Here is a 19,935-nt window from a genome sequence, read left to right on the forward strand (position 1 = left end):
ACTTCGCCAAAGACGATGCTGGTTTTGCGAGACGACCCCCTGGCGTGTCAGGCCAATCCTGGATCCACGGTTTTTCAATCACCCCCACGGGGCGTCCGTCCGGACGAGTAGTGTTGGCGAATCTCCGGACTGCTGGGCAGGGGCCAGCTCTAGTCGTTGCTGTTTGTGGGTCGTCGGTAAACGCGCACGCCATCACTGTGTAGAAATAGCGCGCGGCCCTTTCCCTCGTTTTGCTGAAGCCAGGGGACGCTGCCGTCCAGGGCGAGCATGTCGACGCGTCCTGACGTTATGGCCTGTCCGTGACCGTGGATCTCCACTTCGTCGACTCGGGACAGCTTGGACCAGTTGGGAACTGGTTCAGGAGTCGGGGATCCGGTAAGCGGTTTGGCGTGGTGATGACGGAAGTTCATGGGATTTCTCTTTGGTCGAGGGCGGGTCGGGATGTTGGATTATGTCTGGGGATAGTTGTGGGAGGAGGCAGGGTGACATCGTGGTCACCCTGCCTCCTTTGCATGCTGCGCAGTTCTCGCGCCCGTCTTTCGGGCTGCCTGTTGCGATGGAGTGCGGGAACGGCAGCACGCGTGCCGGACGTTGAGTCCGGCAGCATGTTGTGTGTCCTCGGAGCTTGTCCGTCGTGGATGTGCGGTGGCCGGGGACTCTTTGGTGGGTTCGCCGGGACGGGCAACGGCTCGTCAGTTGTTGCTGACCGGCCGTTGCCCGAGGCGGGGGCTCCGGTTACATGATGCCGGTGGGTACCAGCAGGGCCCATGCCAGCGCCGGGGCCACCAGAACCACTCCACCGGCGTAGATCATCAGCTGCTTGTACACGCGTTGGCGGTCGTTCTCCCGGGCGTTCGCTACAACGAGGGCACCGTCGGTGGAGAAGGGAGAGACATCCACCACTGTCGCGGCGATGGCGAGTGCCGCGACCGTTCCGGAGGCGCTCAACGAACTGGAGGCCAAAAGGGGACCGGCCAGGGGGATGAATGCGGTCAGCAATGCCGTGGAGGAGGCAAAGGCTGAGCCGACGCCAATCACGTAGCAGAGTACCAGAGCGATCAGCAGGGGCGCACCCAGGGCGAGGGCTTGCTCAGCAAGGGTATCGATGACACCTACGTGCTGCAGCAGCGAGACATAGGTGATCATGCCGGCCACCAGCAGAACGGTAGACCATGAGATACCGCCGATGAAGGTCCGGTGTTCTTTGATGTTGATCAGTGCCAGCAGGAGGCCGGCGGAGAGGGCGACAAAGCCGATGGGCATATGGAAGCCCAGCGTGCATATAAGCATCGCAGCGATCAGCACCAGCGTGAGGATTTGCTGGCCGTGGGGACGCGTGGTGCGAGGCGCGTCAGCGCAGACATGCTGGGCACCCTCGCCGTCCCGCAGTTTGCCCAAGAGGGCAAACAGTACAACCGTCAGGGCTGAAAGGATGAGATTAAGGGCGAAGCTGGCGGCAAAGAGTCCGCCTTGAGAGATCGGGAAGCCATTTTTCAGCGCGATGTCGTGTACCAGAACGCCGGCAACAGACAAGGGGGAGAACCCGCCTGCGTGGGCTCCGTTAATGATGAACGCGCCCATGAGTACCGGGTGAATTCGCGATTCGTAGGCGAATCCGATGGCAGCCGGTGCGAGAAGTGCGACGGCGGCGGGGGAGAAGGTGCCCAATGAAGTCAGTGCGGCAGCCATAAGAAAGAACACCCAGGGGAGCAGCAGTGTCTTACCCCTGACCAGGCGCACACACGTCTGCACGATGATGTCGATGGTCCCGTTCCGCTGGGCCATGCTGAAGAAGTAGGTGACCCCGATGATCGTAAGAACGATACTGGCCGGGAATTCCTCGAGGATCTCCTTGTCGCTCATTCCGAGCATGAAGTACCCGACGCCGAACGATGCGACCAGCCCCATCACCCCGATGTTCAGTGGCCATTTCGTGGCGACCACGAACATTACGAGAAGTATGACCAGGGGGATGATCTGTGTAGCGGTCATTGCCGGCTCCGATTCCGGGGTGGCCGCCGGGTTGAAAATGGCACCCCCGAACACGAGGGCAACCAGACCCAGGATCGCGATCGCGGCTACCGTTATCAGCAGGATACGGCGGCGACGGTTCGGACGCTTGGAACGGTCTTCCCGGATTTTGCTCTCTGCCTCGGGAGCAGGTTGGTAAATAGTCTTAGTCATGATCTTGGCTCCTCATTGAGTGGCTGATGCTAGTGAGGCTTCGACGGCGCTGCCGAGGGCCTCGGGGAGGTGGATGATGGTGGTGGCGATGGTGCGGGCCGTTCGGTCGACGCCGACCAGTAGGGACCCGTCGCGCTCTTCGCTCCAGGTCTCGATCACCCCCGCAGGAGTGCGTAGCCGCAGCTCGGCCCGCGGGGTGTCGCCAGTGCTGCTGCTGCTAAGTAAGGTTCCGGGGGTCCGTGCGGCGAGGGTCAGGGCGATGCTGCCGGTGATGGCCAGGGCCGGGTGGGGCTTGCCCATCGAGAGCATCATGACGTTGACGTCGCAGTCCGGGTCCGACTGGGTGGGGGAGGCGACGATCGCGAGCTTGGGGATCGCGCGGGCAGCTTCGGCGATAGTTGGTGCCAGCCCCATCCGCACGGCGGCCTGTCGACGGATTTGCTCTAAAGTGTCCAGTTGCAGTTCCACCCCGGCCACCCAGCTGTCGTACCTCGCCGTGTCCAAGCCAAGCTCCTCAGCTCGGACGATCACTACCGGCGCCCCGGCGTCGACCATTGAAACAGTCCAGCGCGTACCCCCGGCGGTTATCGTGTCGGTTGCGGCACCGGTGGGCAGCAGATTTCCAGTAGTTCTGCCCGCTGGATCTAGGAAACCGAGCCCGACCCGGTAGCCGGGAAACGCAACCCCGGGCATCAGCGCATCCGGAACGATGGGCAGCGCCCCTTCGGGAGTGGCGACACGCTGAACGATGATCTGACCGGTGTTCGTGTTCCGGGTGATGATCCGGGTGACGTCTCCGTGTGGGATCACCCAACCCTTTTCGATCGCGTAAAGTCCCACAACCGCGGAGCAATTCCCACAGTTGCTGCCCCAGTCCACCGCTGCCTCTTCGATGCCGACCTGGGCGAATGTGAACTCCACGTCGACATCCTCCTCGGACGGTCGGCGAAGGATTATCGCTTTGCTGGTTGTCGAAGTTGCCCCACCGACACCATCAATCTGTCTGGAGTCGGGACTTCCGAACAGCCGGGGAAGCAACTCATCCACGCTGGTACGGGTCTCATCAAGGTGCTCCGTTTCGAAGACCCAGCATTTGCTGGTGCCTCCGCGCATCCATTCAGCTTCAATCTTCATCGTCTTTCCCGCATCTCTTCGTGCCGCATATATGTTCAGGGGCCTGATAAGAGAATGAGCCGGATCACAAATGAAGACAATGTTCAATCTTTGAGGGGGGATGTAGAGATGCTTAAGTTACTTGTACTGAAGGCCCGCAGCTTCATTTTTTCAGTCGTGTACCAGAGCGGTGCGAGCGCGCCATCTCACAGATGTGCTGGCGATTGCATAGAATGAACCAAACGGACAGAAGGGTGAAGCATTGCTTAACGATCAGAGTCAAGATTTATTCGACATCCGTCGATTGGCCTTGCTGGTGGAGGTCGTCGAGCAGGGATCGATCACTGCCGCGGCTGAACTGATGATGTACACCCCGTCAGCAGTTTCCCAGCAGCTGCGGAAGCTCGAACAAGAAGTCGGGCAGCCCCTACTCAACCGCCGCTCCCGGGGCGTTGCGCCCACAGAGGCTGGCCAGGTGCTGGCCGGGCACGCCCGCAAGATCATTGGACAGATGCGGGCAGCTCAGTCCGACCTGGACCAGATCGCCGGTCTCAGACGTGGCTCCTTGACCGTAGGCACGTTCCCCACCCTCGCGGGATCTTTTTTGCCCCTTGTTATCCGCGCCTTCAAGAAGCGATACCCGGCCATTGGCCTCTCGGTGCGCAGCGCGCGCTTTGACGAACTTGTGTCGGACCTCGGGTCCGGAGTCACCGGACTGTGCCTGCTCTGGGACTATCCCTGGAATCGGTTCCAAGACGATTCCATCCGGGTAACAGAAGTCTTCCAGGAGAGCACCGTAATCCTGGTAGCCCGCGGGCACCCGCTCGCCGACCGGGACGAGGTGAGGATGGAGGAACTACGTAAGGAGTCGTGGATAGTTCGCGCGGAGGCTCACCCGGTGGTCGAGGTCCTGCAACGATCCGCCCACGACGCCGGGTTCGAGCCGACCATTGGCTTCCTGGCCAACGACTACCAAGAGGCCCAGGCCATGGTCAGCGTCGGCATGGGCGTGGCCGTGGTGCCCAAAACCGCAGTGGCCCTCCAGCACCCCGACGTAAGGGTAATTAGCCTCGGCGCGGCCGCGCCCATGCGGCGGGTATTGCTGGCCCAACGCCAAGACAAGGTCTACGCCCCGGCAGAGGTCGCTTTCCACTCCACCCTCTTGGAAATCGCCCGCGAACATTTCGGCGACTACCTCTAGGAGCGCGGGTCAGTAGTCGGCCGGGTTCTTAAAACGCCGTGTGAATTGCCGGGGTGCGGGAGGGGTGGCTGGAAGAATCGGGAGTATGAATTCCGGTTCCCAGGATGGCCTTTTTGATGAAGCTCTCGTGGAGCGGGTGGAGCGTTTTGATGACGGGATCGTTGAGGCCGGTGCTGGTGTGAAGAAGCGGTTCAAATCCTTTGAGCCGGACGCGGTGATGCTGGTCCCGCCGTCGCTGGATGAGTGGTTGCCGGGCAATCATCTGGCCCGGTTCATCGCTGATCTGGTGTCCCGGGAGCTGAATCTGTCCCGGTTCTACGGCTCGTATGGGAAGACGAAGGGCCAGCCGCCGTATGATCCGCGGTTGATGGTCCGGGTCCTGCTTTACGGTTACTGCGTCGGGGTGCGTTCCTCCCGGGAGTTGGAGCGGGCGTGCGTGGACGTGGTCGCGTTCCGTTGGCTGGCCGGGCAGCAGGCACCGGATTTCCGGTCCATCGGCCGGTTCCGCAAACGCCATCTCGCGGCGTTGGGGAACGTGTTCCTGCAGGCGCTGGAACTCTGCCGGGCCGCGGGCATGGTCTCCTTGGGCCGGGTTGCCCTGGACGGGACGAAGGTCCGGGCCAACGCGTCCCGGCGAAAGGCGATGAGCTACGGACGGCTGACCGAAAAACAGAGGATCCTCGCCGCGGAGGTCTCGGACATGCTCGCCGACGCCGAGGCCGTGGACAGGGAGGAGGATGCCCGGTTCGGGGCGGATACGCGCGGCGATGAGCTCCCGCCGGACCTGGCCGACCGGCAATCGCGGCTGGCGAAGATGGCCGCGGCCCGCAAACAGCTCGAAGAGGACGCGGCAGCCAAAGCACGCAAAGAGGCGGAGCAGAAAGCCCGGGACCGCGGCGATGACGACGGGGCGGCTGCGGCCAAGGGCGAGGAAGCCGCGGCCAAAGCGGAGGTCAGACCGAGGGCCCAGCGCAATTTCACGGACCCCGACTCCCGGATCATGAAGACCGCAGACGGCTCGTACCACTATTGCTACAACGCCCAGGCCGTGGTCGACGCGGACCATCAGGTCATCGTCGCCACCGATCTGAACAACACCGCGGTGGACGTGCAGCAACTGGTCCCGATGACCGAACGCACCGCCGAAACCCTGGGCCGGATGCCCGCCCAATGGACCATTGATGCCGGATATTGTTCAGCAGCCAACCTCGAACACGTGAAGGAAATCGAGGCCGCCGGCGGGACCGAGTTCTTCATCGCGACCGGCCGGCTCAAACACGGCGAAAAGGTTCCCGAGACGCCCCGGGGCAGGATCCCGGCCACCGCCACACCCAAGGAACGGATGGCGAGGAAACTCAAAACCAAGAAGGGCCGGGCCGTTTACGCGCGGCGCAAGGCGATCATCGAACCGGTCTTCGGGCAAATCCACACCCGCCAGGGCAAACACGTACTCCTGCGCGGCCTCGAACAAGCCAAACACGAGTGGGAACTGATGGCAGGCTGTCACAACCTGCTGAAATTGTTCACTTTCAAAGCCAAAGCCGGTCTCAACGCCCCGGCCGGAGCCTAACCCACGGGCCAAGGCGGCCACGGCTGCCCGGCCATCAAGATGGCAACGTGTCACCGGTCAGTAGACAGGACCACCCCTGGATGACGGAAACCACTACCGCCCCACGCTCCTAGGGGCCAGGTGCGCCGCCGGCAACCTTCTCCGGCGCTGAGGAACCAGAATCGGGTCCTCCGAGATCTGGAAGGAAGCCGATGGCGGCAGCTGGCCTGATGGGTGTCGACGCCCTGTATCTCTGAAGTGCGCCATCAGTTGAAGTACGTGGAGCGGCAAGGCCACTTGGCGCTTAGAAACACCCCACTCCGGCTGATTTTCCAACGCCGATATCGGACCTTTCGTCGCCTGTAGGGACACTGCGTGCGTTGCAGCGAGCTGCCTTGATCGTCGCCTGGTACTGGTTTGGTACCATGAAGCTATGGCTATGAATCTGCGTGTTCCCGAAGAGCTGGATCGGCGTCTGGACCAGCTTGCTGCCGAGGAGCATACATCCAAGTCCGCACTACTGCTCCAGGGTGCGGAGCTTGTGTTGCAGCGTCACCGGCGCAGCCGTGACATCGGCGAGGGTCTGGATTTCGTCATGAGCCATGACGCGGAGCTCCTCACCCGCCTTGAGGATGCGTGACCGCGTACCTCGAGATAGAGGATGCGCTGCAGGTCGTTGACCGGTACGGGTTCCATATCCGCGACATCGGACTCCTGGTCTCGGCTTTGGCCCGACCGGCAACAACTGTCTTGGGCACGGAAGCCTATCCGCAGCTGCCGATGAAGGCAGCTGCCCTGCTGGAGTCGGTGGCGCGGTTCCACCCGTTGATCGACGGCAACAAACGCACAGCGTGGACGCTGATGGTTCTGATGCTCTGGATCAACGGCTACCGGCATGACTTCGGCACTGATGCGGCATTTGATCTCGTCGTAGGGGTGGCCGCCGGCGGTGTCTCACTTGAAGACAGCGCTGAGCTGATTGCCACGCAACTCGTCAGGCGCTAGCCGACGGGTTCGTGGGCTTACCGGTTGCGCGTTTCCCTGACCCGTCATGTGTGCCTGTGCCGGCCGGGTCATGAAATGACTGAAAGGAGGTGACGCCGACCATGAAGATCCGTGAAGCTGGCCGGAGGCTGAACGAGCGTCAGGCTCTTTGGGGGCGTCCCGTCGTTCCCGGATTTTGAAACTGGGGTTGGTGTTCCATTCGCTGACCCTTTGCGGATGTCCGCTTCGAGGGCCTGGACGCTGCGGTGGTCGCTGCGGCGCAGCAGGTCCTCGGGGACGAAGCCGAAGAACCTGGTTGAGCCAGGAGGAGTAGGTCGGGGTGAAATGCATGTGGAACCGTGGGTGGTTCCCGAGCCATGTCTTCACGGTCGGGGTCTTGTGGGTTTGATAGTTGTCGCAGATGAGGTGGACCTCGAGGCCCTCGGGCACTTCGGAGTCAATCTTGGCCAGAAACTTCCTGAATTCGGTGGCCCGGTGCCTGCGGTGCAGGCTGGAGATCACGGACCCGTCCGCGGCGTTCAGTGCCGCGAACAGGGTTGTGGTCCCGTGCCGGACGTAGTCGTGGGTGCGTTTCTCCGGCATGCCGGGCATCATCGGGAACGCCGGCTGGGACCGGGCCAACGCCTGGACCTGGGACTTCTCGTCTGATGTGAAGTCATCGGTTATGTGAAGCTTCTGGCGTCAGCGGTGGTGAGCGGCTTGAGAGGCGCCGATTTCTTCACATAACAGGTGGGTTCAGATCGTTTGGCGGAGACAGGTCAGCAGGTCCTGCCGGGTGGTCTGGTCGTAGTTGCTTGCTCTGAGGGTCTTCGCGGCGGCTGCTTCGATGGCTTGACGTTTCATTTCCGGGCTGGCTTTGGCGTAGATCTCGGTGGTGATGACGGAGGCGTGGCCAAGGATGTCGCGGATGTAGATCAGATTGACGCCGTTTTCCAGTAGATGCATGGCCTTCGAATGGCGCAGCACGTGGGGCGAAACGGTCGTGGGGACGAGTTCGGGACGGTCGGCGTGCGCGGTCTGGGCGCATTTGGCGAGTATGTAGGCGGCGCCGGCGCGTCCCAGCCGTTGATTGGCTCTGTTTGCAAACACCGGCCCGGACGGTTCTTGAGGCAGTGTGCCGACGTGCTGGGCAAGGATCACGGCGGCCTGCGGTGTCAGTGGAACGACCCGGGTTTTATGGCCCTTTCCGGTGAGAGTCGCGCTGGCGGGTTTATCGAGATGAAGGTCGGCAAGTGACAGGTCGCAGGCTTCCTGGACTCTGGCGGCGGTGTCGTAAAGGGTCGTCAGGAGCGCCAGGTCGCGCGGTCCGCGACGTTTGGCGTGCTCCAGCAGCAGCCCGATCGCTTCCACTGGCAGGTAATCGATGGCTGGCTCGGGAGCTTGGGCGGCTTTGAGGCTAAAGATTTGTTGGGCCTGTGCGATTTGCTCGGGGGCTTCGGTTTGAACGTATCGAAAGAACGATTTCAACGCCGCCAGGCGCTGGTTGGCGGTGGCGGCGGAGCAGCCCCTGTCGGTGCGCAGCCAGCCGAGAAAGGCCGCCACGTTCGGCGTGGTGAAGTCTGTGAAGGAGACCCTGTCCGGCGGGGTCGTCAACCGGTCTTCCATGAACCGCAGGAACAGCGTGAACGCGTCCCGATAGGCGGAGATGGTGTTCTTGGAGCAAGCCCTGGTGACGGGCAGGTGGACGATGAGGAACCGGGCCAGCATGTCGGCAAACGGGCGGGCGGCAGGCATCTCACGCCTCCTCGTGGGGGAATACGCCCGCGTAGGCGCCTTCCATGACCTGATGGATGCTGCCCCAGGCCGATGGGTCGAGGCGCAGGTAATACTCCGCTGAGACGATGTCGGCGTGTCCCATATAGGTCGCCAGCAAAGGCAGTGCTGCGTAAACGTCCACCCCGGAGGCCTGCATCTTCCCCAGGCAGGCCACCGCATACGAATGTCTCAGGTCATGGGCACGCGGAGCATGACCCGAGGCGGTCGTGACGCCCGCTTGGAGCATTAACCCCTGAATGTGCGCTGTGGCCGAGCCCGGGTTGTAGCGCCCGCCTCGCGGGGAGGGGAAGAACCACGCCCCGCGATCTTCCGGGATAAGGCCGACAGCAACCACGTAGCGGCGGGCGCATGCGGCCAAAGATTCGGACATCGGCACCAACCTGGTTCGGTTGTGCTTCGCTTTGTGGACGGTGATGACGGCATCGGCCAGGTCCACGTCACGGATCCGCAGAGACAGCGCCTCGCCGATCCGCAGCCCGCAGCACCACAGCAAGCGGACAAGCATCGCGTAGACCGGCTGGGTTTGCGGTCCGCACCGCGACGCGGGACGGGCGTCCGCGCAGGCGATGACCCGGGCCATCTCATCTGCCGTGAGTATCCTGGGAGTGAACGAGCTGGATTGGCGTGGCCCCAACCCGTCCGGCAGCACCCATGCCTCGATTCCCTTCCACCGCAGGAACAAAGCGAACTGACGGACAATACCCCGCCGGCCCGCGACCGACCCAGAGGACTCTCCATCGCCCGGCCGGACGAAGGCCTCGACCGCGTCCCTGGTCAGCACCCGCTCGTCTCCGTCGCGCCCGGCGAGGAATGCCGACAAACGCCTTACGAGGTAGAGGCGGCTTTTCGGATAGACGTAGCCCAGGTTCCTCTTGTACTCGACAAACTCGCTGAACAACTCTGGGAACGCCCCGTCGGGAATGATCTCAACGGACATCGGGCACCTCCAACGCCAACGGGCGAAGGTCAGCGACGTTGACCCTGAGATATCTGCGCGTGGTATTCGCATCGGCATGGCCCAGCACAGCGCCGATCACCGGATAAGGAGTCCCCGCCTCGAGCATCCCGACCGCGACAGAATGCCGCAATGAGTGCAGGCCGCGGTGCCTGCCGGATGCCTCGACCCCAGCACGGTCGAAGCATCCGGCAACCACCTGGTGAAAGTGGTTGCCCGCCGCGGGCGGCTGATGCGGCGCTCTTTGGCGAACCAGCAGATGCGGATCCTCGACCTGCCGCCGCTCGTTCTTCCAATAGTCAATGATCGCCAGCGCGCATTCCTCCGGAAGCGGCAGGTCCAGCCGCCGGCCACTCTTATGCAGAATCAAGGACAGCCGCCGGTTCGCCCAGTCGATCTGGTCGAACCGCAGTCCCTTGATGTCACCCGATCGCATCCCCAGCACAGACGCGAGCAGCATCACCACCCTGTCGCGCAGCGGTGACTCGGACCCGTTCCCGGCCTCCGCCAGCGCCCCAGCGACCTCGCCCCACCGGTAGACCGAAGGCAGGACCGCGTCCTTGTCCGTGACGATCACCGGGAACATGGCGCCCAGGGCAGGATCAGCTCCGTGCTCTCGCACTGCGAATCGCAGATATTCGCGCAGGAAATACAGTTGGCCCGCCCGGCTGGAAGCCGCTCTCGACGCCAGCGAGCGAGCATAGTTGGAAACGTCCAGGGCTCTGAGGCTTGCCATCTCTTGCACCCCCGAGTCGGCCAGGAACGCCAGGAACCGGCGCAGCATCCCGGTCTTACCTCGAACGGTCGCCTTGGCCAGCCCCCGTCCGCTCAGCCACGCGGCATACACCTCGTACTCCGCCGTGAAAACCTCGGGTAGCTGAATCCTCCCGCGCCCGGCGCGCAACGCGAACCGGCCCGTCTCGGCCACGTCGAACAAGCAGCCCACAGCCCGGCGGTGAAACACCTGCCACTGCTCAACGCCATCCGCGCCGGCAGCCGTACAGAACCCGGCAGCAGTCTCCCGATCCGGGTCTTCAATTTCATGCCCGGCGCAATACTCTCCGAACTGATCCCAAACGCGCTGGTAAGCGGCACAAGAACCATGAGAGTAGCCAGCCTGCACCATGAACGCGGCCGCTTCCGCCGCCAACTCGCTGACGTCAGACATCAACGATCAACCTCCTTGATTGAACAACATGACCAATCAAGGACACCCCGGTTATGTGAAGAAACCAGCCCCTCTCAAGCCACTCACCACCCCAGACGCCAGAAACTTCACATAACCGATGACTTCACATCAGACGAGTTATGCGAAGGTTCGCATAATTCATCCACACTGAGCACGACCGCCGATTCCGGGGGATTCAGATACAGACCGACCACGTCGTAGACCTTCTCGACGAACAAGGGGTCATTGGAGAGCTTGAACCCGTCGGCGCGGTGGGGCTTGAGCTCGAAGGTCCGCCAGATCCGCCCGATCGTGGACGTTGACAGCCCCGACCGCTCAGCCATCTTCGCCCTTGACCAGTGCGTGGCGTCCTTCGGCGTCGATTCCAGGGTCGCGACGACCACGTCCGGGACCTGGTCGGCGGAGATCGAGGCCGGCCGTCCGGGCCTGGGATCGTCGACCAGCCCGTCCAGCCGGTGGTCCAGGAACCGGCGCCGCCACTTCGCCACGCTGTGCGGCTCGACACCGCACCGGCCGCGACAGCCACGTTCGTCAGACCCTCGGCGCTGGCCAGCACGATCCTCGACCGTGTCGCCAACGCCTGGGATGAGTTCCGTCTCCGGGCCCACCGCTCCAGCGTCTCATGTTCTTCAACCGACAGATCCAGCAAGGCCTTCGGCCGCCCGACATTCGCCATACCTACTTCTATAATTACGAAGCGAATTTCAGGCGCAGGACACGAGGCCCGTAATCAGCTGTTGGCACCTAGGGCTGCCCGCGCGTTCTTCTTGCGTTCAGAAAGGTCCTTGCGCGCCCCTAGGGCTTCGTCCAGGCTGACGGCGGTGAACCTGGTGGTCGTGCCGGGGGCGGCGCGGGCCACCAGATCCATGTCGGCGCTGATGACCGTGCCCACCATGGCGTACCCGCCGCCGGAGACGGCATCGCGGTGCAGGAGGATGGGTTGGGTGCCACCGGGTATCTGGATGGACCCGACGGCGTAGCCGGCATCCACAATGTTGGACGGGTCGGAACCGGCCCCGAAAGGTTGCTCGCGTTCTTTCCACTTAACGCCGGGGCCGGAGTATCTCAGCCCCATTCGGTCGGCGACTGGGGTCAGTTTCCATTCGCCGTTGAGCAGGTTTTCCAGTCCCTCGTCGGTGAGGAGGTGGTCGTAAAGGCCAAGCACGATCCTGACCGTCTGCTGTTTCGCGAACACGGGCCGGAATTCCTCCGGAACGGTGTCGGCGTCGGGGAGTCTTCCGTCATTGAGCGGCCTTCCTACGGGAACTTGATCGCCCGCTTCCAGCTTCCGACCGTTGAAGCCGCCGATTGCTCCGAGGCTGTAGGTGGACCGGCTGCCAAGCGCCTCGGGAACGTCGATGCCGCCCTGGACTGCGATGTAGTAGCGGGTGCCGCCCTGGATGACTCCGAAGCTGAGCTCGTCGCCGGCGTTCAGTTGAAGCCGGGTCCACTCGGGGCGGGATTCGCCGTTGACCTTCACGTCAACCGGGGCACCGGTGACGGCGATGAGTGCATCCTGATCGGTGGTCAGCACCGGGCCCAGGTAGGTGCATTCGAGGACGGCTTCTGTGGCGGTGTTGCCCACCAGGGCATTGCCGAGTTCGGCAGAGTATTGGTCCATGGACCCGCTCTGCGGGATGCCCACGTTGTAGTGGCCGGTGCGTCCCTGGTCCTGGACCGTGGTGGCCAGACCGGGGTTCTTGATGTCAAACGCCATTGAGGGCCTCCATGAGTTCCTGGTTGTAGCCTTCGGGATTCGCGAGTGCCTTGGAAAGATCGAATGTCACAGGTACCTGCCGGTAGCGGAACGTTCCTGCGGAAACCTGCGCCTGGATGTCGTTGTACTCGGCCTCGGTGACCGGCTTAAACTTAACGATGTCTCCCGGACGAAAGAACACCATGAAGTCCTTGAAGTCTTCCAGGGTCTGGGCGGGATCAAAGATCGGCGCGGCAGCAACGCCGAACATCTGGTAACCGCCGGCACCGCGCACGGAATAGATGCAGCCAAAGCAGCCGCCGTGGCCCACGGTCAGCTTGGGGGTATCGGTGCGGGGACTCAGATACTTGGGGACTTCCAGTTGTTTCTCCCGCTCCACGAGCTGGAAGAGGAACGGCAGGCCAGCCACGAAGCCAACCATGGAGACAAGCCACGGCTGCTCATGGTGCCGCTGGATGAATTCGGCGGCATCTTTCAGGTTGTTGACCTTGGCCGCGTAGTCAATGTCGGTACCTCCCGGCTCCTGATGGAACCCTTCGCGGAAGCGCTCCGCCACTTCCGCCGTGAAGGGGTCGTTATACCAGACCGGGACCTCGATGATCCGGGTTTGGAGCGCCTGCTGCTGATGGCGGCCCAGGTCCCGTTCGATGGTCCGTACGGAGTCTTCAAGGGTCGACGGCGGCAGGACGTCGGGATCGAACCTCACCAGCAGTGAGGCGTTGGCGGGACAGACGTCCACGATGCCCGGCAGCTCCATGGTTGAAAGCTTCGCGGCAATGGACATGACCCGAAAGTTGGCAGCCAGGCTCATGGACTCTGAGACTTCGACGAAGAGGAATTCGTCTCCGCCCCAGGTGTAGCGTGCCTCCTGCGAGAAGGTTGCCGGGCTGCTCAATGTGCCTCCAAAAGATCGGCAGTTTCAAGGAATTTCGAGTGATGGGTCACGGCGGCGAATTCGGGCCGCGCCAGAAGCGTCTTGTGCACCGGGATGGTGGTCTTGACCCCTTCGATGTGTGTACCGTCCAAGGCTGTCAGCATGGCCTTAATGGCCGTTTCACGGTCGGGTGCGTGAACGATCAGCTTGGCGAGCAGGGAGTCGTAGTACGGGCTCACTACGGATCCTGCTTCCACGCCCGTGTCTACCCTGATGCCTTCGCCGGAGGGCCACTCCATGGCCGTGATGAGGCCCGGGCTGGGGAAGAAGTTGTGCTCCGGGTCTTCGGCGTTGATGCGGCATTCGATGGCGTGCCCGCTGAAGTGGACGTTATCCTGTCGGATGGACATTGCTCCTGTGGAAGCTATCAGAAGCTGTTCGCGGACCAGGTCGATCCCGGTGATTTGCTCGGTGATGGGGTGCTCAACCTGGATCCGGGTGTTCATTTCGATGAATGCGGCTTCGTGGTTGATGGGGTCATAGAGGAATTCGACCGTGCCGGCTCCGCTGTAGCCGCATTCCCGGGCGAGTTCCACGGAGGACTCCCGGATCCTCCGGCGGACGGCGTCGGGAAGGTCCGGTGCCGGTGCTTCTTCGATGACTTTTTGCGAGCGTCTCTGCATTGAGCAGTCGCGGTCCCCGAGGTGGATGAAGCTGGTTCCGTCGCCGAGGATCTGCACCTCCACGTGGCGGGCATGCTGCACAAATCGTTCCAGGTAAACCGTAGGGTCCCCGAAGACGGATGCCGCCTCCCCGCGGGCCGTCTCGATTGTTTTCAGGAGCTCGTCTTCGCTGTGGACGAAGCGGATGCCCCGGCCGCCGCCGCCGGCGGAGGCCTTCACCACCAGCGGGTAGCCGATGCCGCGGGCCACCTCAATGGCGTCGCCCCCGGGGTCCAAGGGTCCGTCCGAGCCGCGGAGTACCGGGACGCCGGCCTTGCGGGCGGATTCTCTGGCCATGGACTTGTTGCCCATCATTTCGATGGCGTCCGCGTCGGGACCCACCCAGGTCAGCCCTGCATCTGCGACCTTCCGGGCGAATGCGGAGTTCTCGGAGAGGAAGCCGTAGCCCGGGTGGACGGCATCGCAGCCGTTGTCCAAGGCCGCGGAGATGATGGCGTCCTGGTTGAGGTAGCTGGCGGGCGCAGGAGCCGGGCCTACTACCACCACGTTGTCGGCGGTGCGGGCTGCAAGGGAATTGGCGTCTGGTTCGCTGGCGACCAGGACTGTTTCGATGTCCATTTCGCGTGCGGTCCGTGCCACTCGGACGGCGATTTCGCCGCGGTTGGCGATAAGCAGTTTCTTCATGGCTTTCCTTCGTGGATGACGACGATGGCGTCGCCCGGGTTGACCATGTCGCCCTCGTTGACTTCGAAGGACTCGAGGACCCCGGCCACATCTGATTGGATTTCGGTGAACTGCTTCATGATTTCGACGATGCCCAGGGTCTGGCCGATCTCGATGGTGTCGCCTTCGTTGGCGAACGGCGGTTTGCCGGGGCCGGGCTTGCGGTAAAAGATTCCAGGGAGCGGGGAGACGATGGTTGCCACGGGGTTGCTCGCTTTCAGATGGTTGGATAAGTCAGAGTCAGCCCAGGACGGCGCGCACGGCGGTGGCCACTGCAACAGAGTTGGGTGCGTCGGAGTGGATGCAGATACTCTGGAACGCGATATCCAGTTCAGTGCCGTCAACGGCCAGAATGGGTTGTCCCGCCAGCGCCCGTCTGACGCGCTCGGCAGCGGCGATCGGGTCCGTGGGTGCCGGGCGGCGCTGGATAAGGAGCTCACCGGCGGGACCGTAATTGAGGTCAACATAGAGTTCCGGCACGAATTCCACCCCCATGGCCCGGCACACGGATTCGTGAGCGGTCCCGGCGAGCCCGAAGAAGGGGACGCCAAACTGTTTGGCGGTTCCGGCGGCGGCCTGCATCAGTTCCTCGTCGCCGGCCAGCATTCCGTAAAGGGCGCCGTGGGGTTTGATGTGGTTCAGTTCAAGCCCGTGCTTTGCCAGAAAAGCAGTCAGGGCCCCGGTCTGGTACAGGATGATCGATTCGACCTCGCCAGGGCTAAGGACCATGCGGCGGCGTCCGAATCCCACCACGTCCGGAAGACCGGGGTGGGCCCGACGGCCACGCCGTGCTCGGCGGCCAGCGCCACGGTCCGGTTCATGACGTCCGGATCGCCGGCGTGATAGCCGCAGGCGACGTTGGCGACGTCGATGATGCGCATGAGTGCATCGTCGTTGCCGAACTCGTGAAGGCCAAGGCCTTCGCCCATATCGGAGTTCAAAAGCACGCGTACGGGAGTGTCGGTAGTCACACTTGATTGCATGGGTGTAACGCTACTCAGCATTTCGGGTTACCGATATTGTGCAGACCGCCTAATATCCAGGGATGAACTATGGTTATTGCACTGTCCAGCGGGCGACTCCCGCCGTTCTTGGAGGCTTCCTTGCGAATCTCAGACTTGGTGGTCGACGCCGACCTCAACATCCGCCTTCGCGTTACGGGCGGCGAAGGCCGCCTGGCTCGACCCATCACGTGGTGCGCTCCGACCGAGCATATGGACCCCACGCCCTTCCTCAGTGTGAATGCCCTTGTGCTGACCAATGGCATGGGCCTTAACGTCAAGGACTTCAGGATCTGGGACGCCTACGTGGAACGGCTGGTCTCAGTCCCTGTCTCCGGGCTGGCATTCGGGCTGGGCGCCGCGCACAGCGAACTGCCGGCAGGCTTGGTCCAGGCCTGCGAGGCGCACGGCCTGCCACTGCTGGAGCTCCCGCCGGAAGTGCCCTTCGTGCTGATCATGCGCCATGTGGAGCAGGCCATCGCCGCGGAGCGTTATGAGGAGTTGCGAAAGGGCTGGGAGCTGGCCGATGGATGCACCCGGTTAGCGGCCGGGGGGCATTCCCTGGCCGAGGTTCTGGAACGGGTGGCGGACGTTGTCAACGCGAGGGTGGCCGTGATCGATTACAATGCGTTCGAGCTTGTCTCCGCAGGCGCGGCTCACGGCGGGCCCACGCGAACAGCGCTGCGCCTGCCCAGCGGCGACTCCGAGCAATTCCGGCTTGCCATCGAGGGCATCGGGAGCGACATCGTGCTGCAGCCCATTCTTGGCCCCGTCGCTGCAGTCATAGCGATGCAGCTGAGCTACACTCTCGGGTCGCATTCACCCCTGCATTCCCGGGAGGCCGCCCGCTTCATGGAGACCCTCTACGAGGACCGCGGTGAGCCGTCGGCGCCGTTGAGCCGCTATGCTCTCGAATCCGGGTTTGATCCCGACGGAGACTGGGGCGCGGTGCTCATCGGCAGGTCGGAAGAAGTAACCCCCGCAAAGCTGCGTGCCATCGCCTGGCGCGCACGCGTGGGGCTGCAGTCCACATTCAGCACGGTGAGGTTCATGGAGGAAGCCGGGCTGACGACTCTTCTCCTGCAGCACCGGCACGGAGCGGCCGATCTGCTGGATGCGACGCGGGGCTTCTTTACGGACGCCCCGGAACTGTCCGTCGTCGTCTCCGAATCCCTGAGCCTCAGCGAATTGCCGCTGGCGCTGCAGCTCGCCCGCCGTCACGTTGGGCGGGCCGGCGTGCACCGTGCGCCGCTGGCCGATCTCGCCGGCATTGTGCAGGGGCTGCCCAGCCCGGGCCTGGTGGCAATGTGCCAGCGGCTGCTGGCCCCACTGGCCTCCGACGGCGGCAGCGCGTTGCGTGAGACGTTCGACGCATACCTGCGCCACAGCGGGAATTCCGCGAAAATCTGCGATGAGCTCTTCATCCACCGAAACACGCTCAGCTACAGGCTCCGGAAAATCGAGGAGCTCCTCAAACTGGATTTGTCCGACGGCGAAGTCCGCGCCACTTGCCTGCTCGCCTTGGGAATCGTCGCGGCATCGCACTGAGGAAATCCGCCGGGAAATCGCTCGGGAACTCGTGCTGAGGAAATCTCCACGGTGAACCTCAGTCGCTGCTTTCCCGCACACACAGGATCGGCTCCAGCCTGACCGGCTCGACGATTTCGCCGTCCAGCACGCGCTTCAGGAGCTGCACTGCCGTCCGCCCGATGTCCAGCATGGGCGAGCGGACCGAGGACAGCGGAATCGGAAGCGCCGCGGCCAGCGAGGTGTCATTGAAACCAACCACCGCCACGTCGCCGCCAACCGCGAGGCCACGGGACCGCAGTGCTCCCATGCAACCGATCGCCGCAAAGTCATTGACGGCGAACAGCGCAGTCGGATGGGGGTTGCAGTGAGTCAGGATATTCTCGGCCGCTTCCCGTCCGCCGGCGGTATCGAACCGGGACCACACCACGGCCTTCCGGGGAATTTTTCCCCCCAGGGAACGCCAGCGATCTACGAAGCCGGCGGTCCGGTCGACCGCCGTGCTGGCATAGGGCTCGCCCGCAATCACAGCGACGTTCCGATGCCCCTTGCTCCACAGATGGTCCGCGACAAGCTCGCCGCCAAGGACGTCGTTGCAGGTGGCGGACGGGTAGCCGGGGACGCGGCGGTTCATGAGCACGAACGGTACCTTCCGTGCCGTCAACTCCCGCAACAGGCCATTGTCCAGATGTGCGTCACCGATGATCAGCCCGTCCACGCGTCGGGCCAGCATGGTGTCCGTCTTCCGTCGTTGTTCCTCGGGGTCGTCGCGGGAGTTCATGACGAACGTGGAATAGCCCAGCTCCGCAGCGGCCTCGTCAATGCCCTCGTACATGATTGCCAGGACGAGGTCCGAAAGCCGGGGCACGATCACCCCCATGAGGCGCGTGCGCCGCGTCCGCAGCCCGGCGGCCTGGGGGTCGGGAGAGTAGCCCCGTTTCCGCGCCAGCTCCCGGACGCGTTCGGCCGTTGCCACGGAGGCTGCCCCCCGCGCCACTGCGGAGCCCGAGTGAAGGATCCTGGATACCGTCGAAGGGTGAATGCCGAGCTCGCTCGCCAGATCCTTCAGTGTGACCGTGTGGTCCCCGGCCGTGGTTCTTTCCATGCGTTTCCCTGCCTCAGCTCAAAAAGACGACATTACCAAGACTGCCCGATAACGTGCGGTCGCTGATTCGGGAGCCCTTGACGTGGCGCTCCTCACATTCTATAGTCATTTCACCGCCGAACCCAATCGATTGGGTTGTCGGGGCTCGGATGCGAAGCGGCGAACTGTTTGCACCGTCGAATACTCGGAGGCGTCTGCGGGAAACATCGCAAAGATTATTTTTATCCCACAGCCCAATCGATTGGGTAAGCATCTGGCAACAGGTGCAGGACAAACGGAGTGGAAATGACTGTCACAGAATTGGCTGGCCCCCATGTGGTGCTGTTGGCGACGGGAGGAACCATTTCCTCCCGTGCGTCGCAGGGCGGGGGAGCCGCCGTGGCGTCGGACACCGGGGAGCAGGTGTTCGCCAGCATGGGGGTTGCGGCCCCGTATCCGGTCCGCGTGGTCGATGTCTTCCGGAAGGGTTCGTACCTGCTGACGGTCGATGACATGATCGCCATCTGCGCCAGCGTCAGGCAAGCCTTGGCGGACCCGCAGGTTCTGGGGGTCGTGGTCACCCACGGTACGGACACGATGGAGGAGACTGCGTATCTTGTTGACCTCACTCACGATGATCCTCGTCCTGTGGTGTTCACCGGAGCGCAGGAGGCGGCCGACTCCCAGAGGCCGGACGGTCCCGACAATCTGTCCCGCGCGATCGCCGTCGCGGGTTCCCCGCAGGGCCGGGGGAAGGGCGTACTGCTGGCGTTTGCCGGGACCATCTTCCCGGCGGCCGGAGTCCGGAAAAGCCACACAACCCGGCGCGATGCGTTCGGTAACCCGGATTTCGGAACCGCCGGTTCGGTGTCCGACTCCGGCGAGGTCAGCATGCACGCAGTACGCCCCGGCATTGCCCCGTTGCCGTTGCCGGGCGTCGGCGCCGGTTCGCCGCGCGTGGATCTTATTGCTGCCTACCCAGGAGCGGATTCCGCTCTCCTGCGGGCTTCCCTGCAGGCCGGGGCGGCAGGGGTTGTGCTGCAGGGGACGGGAACGGGCAACGCCAACCGCGCGATGTGCCGGGAGGTCGCTGACGCTACGGCGGCCGGCGTCGTGGTGGTGACGAGCACGCGGGTGGAGGCCGGCGCCGTCGTTCCCCGCTACGGCAATGGCGGCGGCGCCGACCTCCTCGCGGCCGGTGCCATACCGTCCGGGCTGCTTAGGCCATCCCAGTCGCTGGTGCTGCTCAGCCTTCTGCTCCGACTGGGCACCCCCAAGGACAGGATTGCGGAAGCGTTCGCCCGCCGGGGCACACCGCCTGACTAGTACCACCCGATACCAAAACCTCAACGAC

General features: G+C 63.4%; 17 protein-coding genes and 2 pseudogenes. 6 read left to right on the top strand and 13 right to left on the bottom strand.

The window, feature by feature from the left end; all coding sequences use genetic code 11:
• Positions 1 to 735 precede the first annotated feature (735 nt).
• Positions 736 to 2,184, bottom strand: a complete 1,449-nt coding sequence (locus FCN77_RS11260) for an SLC13 family permease (protein ID WP_137322336.1) — start codon at positions 2,182 to 2,184, stop codon at positions 736 to 738.
• Between the two features lie 12 nt (positions 2,185 to 2,196).
• Positions 2,197 to 3,318 (bottom strand): PrpF domain-containing protein, encoded by a 1,122-nt coding sequence (locus tag FCN77_RS11265; RefSeq protein WP_137322337.1) that lies wholly within the window; start codon positions 3,316 to 3,318, stop codon positions 2,197 to 2,199.
• 241 nt (positions 3,319 to 3,559) lie between these two features.
• Here FCN77_RS11265 and FCN77_RS11270 point away from each other — a divergent pair, with 241 nt between their 5' ends.
• The 4 genes from FCN77_RS11270 (at position 3,560) to FCN77_RS11285 (ending at position 7,052) form a co-directional block, all read left to right on the top strand.
• Entirely contained in the window at positions 3,560 to 4,498 is a 939-nt protein-coding gene (locus tag FCN77_RS11270) for a LysR family transcriptional regulator (RefSeq protein WP_137322338.1), read from the top strand.
• 85 nt (positions 4,499 to 4,583) lie between these two features.
• A complete protein-coding gene (locus tag FCN77_RS11275; RefSeq protein WP_137322339.1) occupies positions 4,584 to 6,068 on the top strand; it encodes an IS1182 family transposase in 1,485 nt (494 codons plus the stop codon).
• A 412-nt stretch (positions 6,069 to 6,480) separates the two neighbouring features.
• Positions 6,481 to 6,687, top strand: coding sequence for a ribbon-helix-helix protein, CopG family (locus FCN77_RS11280; protein ID WP_223986328.1), 207 nt, complete (start codon positions 6,481 to 6,483; stop codon positions 6,685 to 6,687).
• Positions 6,684 to 7,052 carry a type II toxin-antitoxin system death-on-curing family toxin gene (locus FCN77_RS11285; protein ID WP_137322340.1) on the top strand — a complete coding sequence of 123 codons (369 nt, stop codon included), beginning with the start codon at positions 6,684 to 6,686 and terminating at the stop codon, positions 7,050 to 7,052. Before FCN77_RS11280 ends, FCN77_RS11285 begins: the two co-directional genes overlap by 4 nt.
• A 212-nt stretch (positions 7,053 to 7,264) precedes the next feature.
• On the opposite strand, the pseudogene FCN77_RS11290 reads toward FCN77_RS11285, so the two are convergent.
• The 10 genes and pseudogenes from FCN77_RS11290 to pxpA form a co-directional block, all read right to left on the bottom strand.
• Positions 7,265 to 7,697, bottom strand: a pseudogene (locus FCN77_RS11290) (IS630 family transposase); the annotation flags it as partial.
• A gap of 90 nt (positions 7,698 to 7,787) precedes the next feature.
• A complete protein-coding gene (locus FCN77_RS11295) occupies positions 7,788 to 8,786 on the bottom strand; it encodes a tyrosine-type recombinase/integrase (protein ID WP_137322341.1) in 999 nt (332 codons plus the stop codon).
• Position 8,787: 1 nt separating this feature from the next.
• A complete protein-coding gene (locus FCN77_RS11300; protein ID WP_175417231.1) occupies positions 8,788 to 9,765 on the bottom strand; it encodes a tyrosine-type recombinase/integrase in 978 nt (325 codons plus the stop codon).
• A complete protein-coding gene (locus FCN77_RS11305; protein ID WP_137322343.1) occupies positions 9,755 to 10,951 on the bottom strand; it encodes a tyrosine-type recombinase/integrase in 1,197 nt (398 codons plus the stop codon). The genes FCN77_RS11300 and FCN77_RS11305 overlap by 11 nt, the downstream gene beginning before the upstream one ends.
• Positions 10,952 to 11,058: 107 nt before the next feature.
• A complete protein-coding gene (locus FCN77_RS11310) occupies positions 11,059 to 11,460 on the bottom strand; it encodes a helix-turn-helix domain-containing protein (protein ID WP_254678951.1) in 402 nt (133 codons plus the stop codon).
• A 242-nt stretch (positions 11,461 to 11,702) separates the two neighbouring features.
• Positions 11,703 to 12,689, bottom strand: a complete 987-nt coding sequence (locus FCN77_RS11315; RefSeq protein WP_137322344.1) for a biotin-dependent carboxyltransferase family protein — start codon at positions 12,687 to 12,689, stop codon at positions 11,703 to 11,705.
• Positions 12,679 to 13,500, bottom strand: a complete 822-nt coding sequence (locus FCN77_RS11320) for an allophanate hydrolase subunit 1 (protein WP_254679015.1) — start codon at positions 13,498 to 13,500, stop codon at positions 12,679 to 12,681. The genes FCN77_RS11315 and FCN77_RS11320 overlap by 11 nt, the downstream gene beginning before the upstream one ends.
• An 80-nt stretch (positions 13,501 to 13,580) precedes the next feature.
• Positions 13,581 to 14,930, bottom strand: coding sequence for an acetyl/propionyl/methylcrotonyl-CoA carboxylase subunit alpha (locus FCN77_RS11325; protein ID WP_137322346.1), 1,350 nt, complete (start codon positions 14,928 to 14,930; stop codon positions 13,581 to 13,583).
• Positions 14,927 to 15,172: an acetyl-CoA carboxylase gene (locus tag FCN77_RS11330; protein ID WP_137322347.1), complete on the bottom strand. Its 246-nt coding sequence runs from the start codon at positions 15,170 to 15,172 to the stop codon at positions 14,927 to 14,929. The genes FCN77_RS11325 and FCN77_RS11330 overlap by 4 nt, the downstream gene beginning before the upstream one ends.
• A 37-nt stretch (positions 15,173 to 15,209) precedes the next feature.
• Positions 15,210 to 15,973 (bottom strand): annotated as a pseudogene (pxpA, locus tag FCN77_RS27680) (5-oxoprolinase subunit PxpA).
• Positions 15,974 to 16,072: 99 nt separating this feature from the next.
• Between pxpA and FCN77_RS11340 the strand changes: the two are divergent.
• Positions 16,073 to 17,518, top strand: a complete 1,446-nt coding sequence (locus tag FCN77_RS11340; protein WP_175417232.1) for a PucR family transcriptional regulator — start codon at positions 16,073 to 16,075, stop codon at positions 17,516 to 17,518.
• A 58-nt stretch (positions 17,519 to 17,576) separates the two neighbouring features.
• Here FCN77_RS11340 and FCN77_RS11345 read toward each other — a convergent pair whose 3' ends face one another.
• On the bottom strand, positions 17,577 to 18,602 hold the full coding sequence (locus FCN77_RS11345) for a LacI family DNA-binding transcriptional regulator (protein ID WP_137322349.1): 1,026 nt from the start codon (positions 18,600 to 18,602) through the stop codon (positions 17,577 to 17,579).
• 285 nt (positions 18,603 to 18,887) lie between these two features.
• Between FCN77_RS11345 and FCN77_RS11350 the strand changes: the two genes are divergently transcribed.
• On the top strand, positions 18,888 to 19,907 hold the full coding sequence (locus FCN77_RS11350; protein ID WP_175417233.1) for an asparaginase: 1,020 nt from the start codon (positions 18,888 to 18,890) through the stop codon (positions 19,905 to 19,907).
• The last annotated feature ends 28 nt before the right edge of the window (positions 19,908 to 19,935 follow it).

Origin of the sequence: Arthrobacter sp. 24S4-2 (assembly GCF_005280255.1) — a bacterium.
GTDB lineage: Bacteria > Actinomycetota > Actinomycetes > Actinomycetales > Micrococcaceae > Arthrobacter.

Bases quoted from the DNA above. Each gene is read 5' to 3' on its own strand.
- FCN77_RS11260 (WP_137322336.1), bottom strand. From the start codon at position 2,184: ATGACTAAGACTATTTACCAACCTGCTCCCGAGGCAGAGAGCAAAATC.
- FCN77_RS11265 (WP_137322337.1), bottom strand. From the start codon at position 3,318: ATGAAGATTGAAGCTGAATGGATGCGCGGAGGCACCAGCAAATGCTGG.
- FCN77_RS11275 (WP_137322339.1), top strand. From the start codon at position 4,584: ATGAATTCCGGTTCCCAGGATGGCCTTTTTGATGAAGCTCTCGTGGAG.
- FCN77_RS11280 (WP_223986328.1), top strand. From the start codon at position 6,481: ATGGCTATGAATCTGCGTGTTCCCGAAGAGCTGGATCGGCGTCTGGAC.
- FCN77_RS11295 (WP_137322341.1), bottom strand. From the start codon at position 8,786: ATGCCTGCCGCCCGCCCGTTTGCCGACATGCTGGCCCGGTTCCTCATC.
- FCN77_RS11300 (WP_175417231.1), bottom strand. From the start codon at position 9,765: ATGTCCGTTGAGATCATTCCCGACGGGGCGTTCCCAGAGTTGTTCAGC.
- FCN77_RS11305 (WP_137322343.1), bottom strand. From the start codon at position 10,951: ATGTCTGACGTCAGCGAGTTGGCGGCGGAAGCGGCCGCGTTCATGGTG.
- FCN77_RS11315 (WP_137322344.1), bottom strand. From the start codon at position 12,689: ATGGCGTTTGACATCAAGAACCCCGGTCTGGCCACCACGGTCCAGGAC.
- FCN77_RS11320 (WP_254679015.1), bottom strand. From the start codon at position 13,500: ATGAGCCTGGCTGCCAACTTTCGGGTCATGTCCATTGCCGCGAAGCTT.
- FCN77_RS11325 (WP_137322346.1), bottom strand. From the start codon at position 14,930: ATGAAGAAACTGCTTATCGCCAACCGCGGCGAAATCGCCGTCCGAGTG.
- FCN77_RS11345 (WP_137322349.1), bottom strand. From the start codon at position 18,602: ATGGAAAGAACCACGGCCGGGGACCACACGGTCACACTGAAGGATCTG.
- FCN77_RS11350 (WP_175417233.1), top strand. From the start codon at position 18,888: ATGACTGTCACAGAATTGGCTGGCCCCCATGTGGTGCTGTTGGCGACG.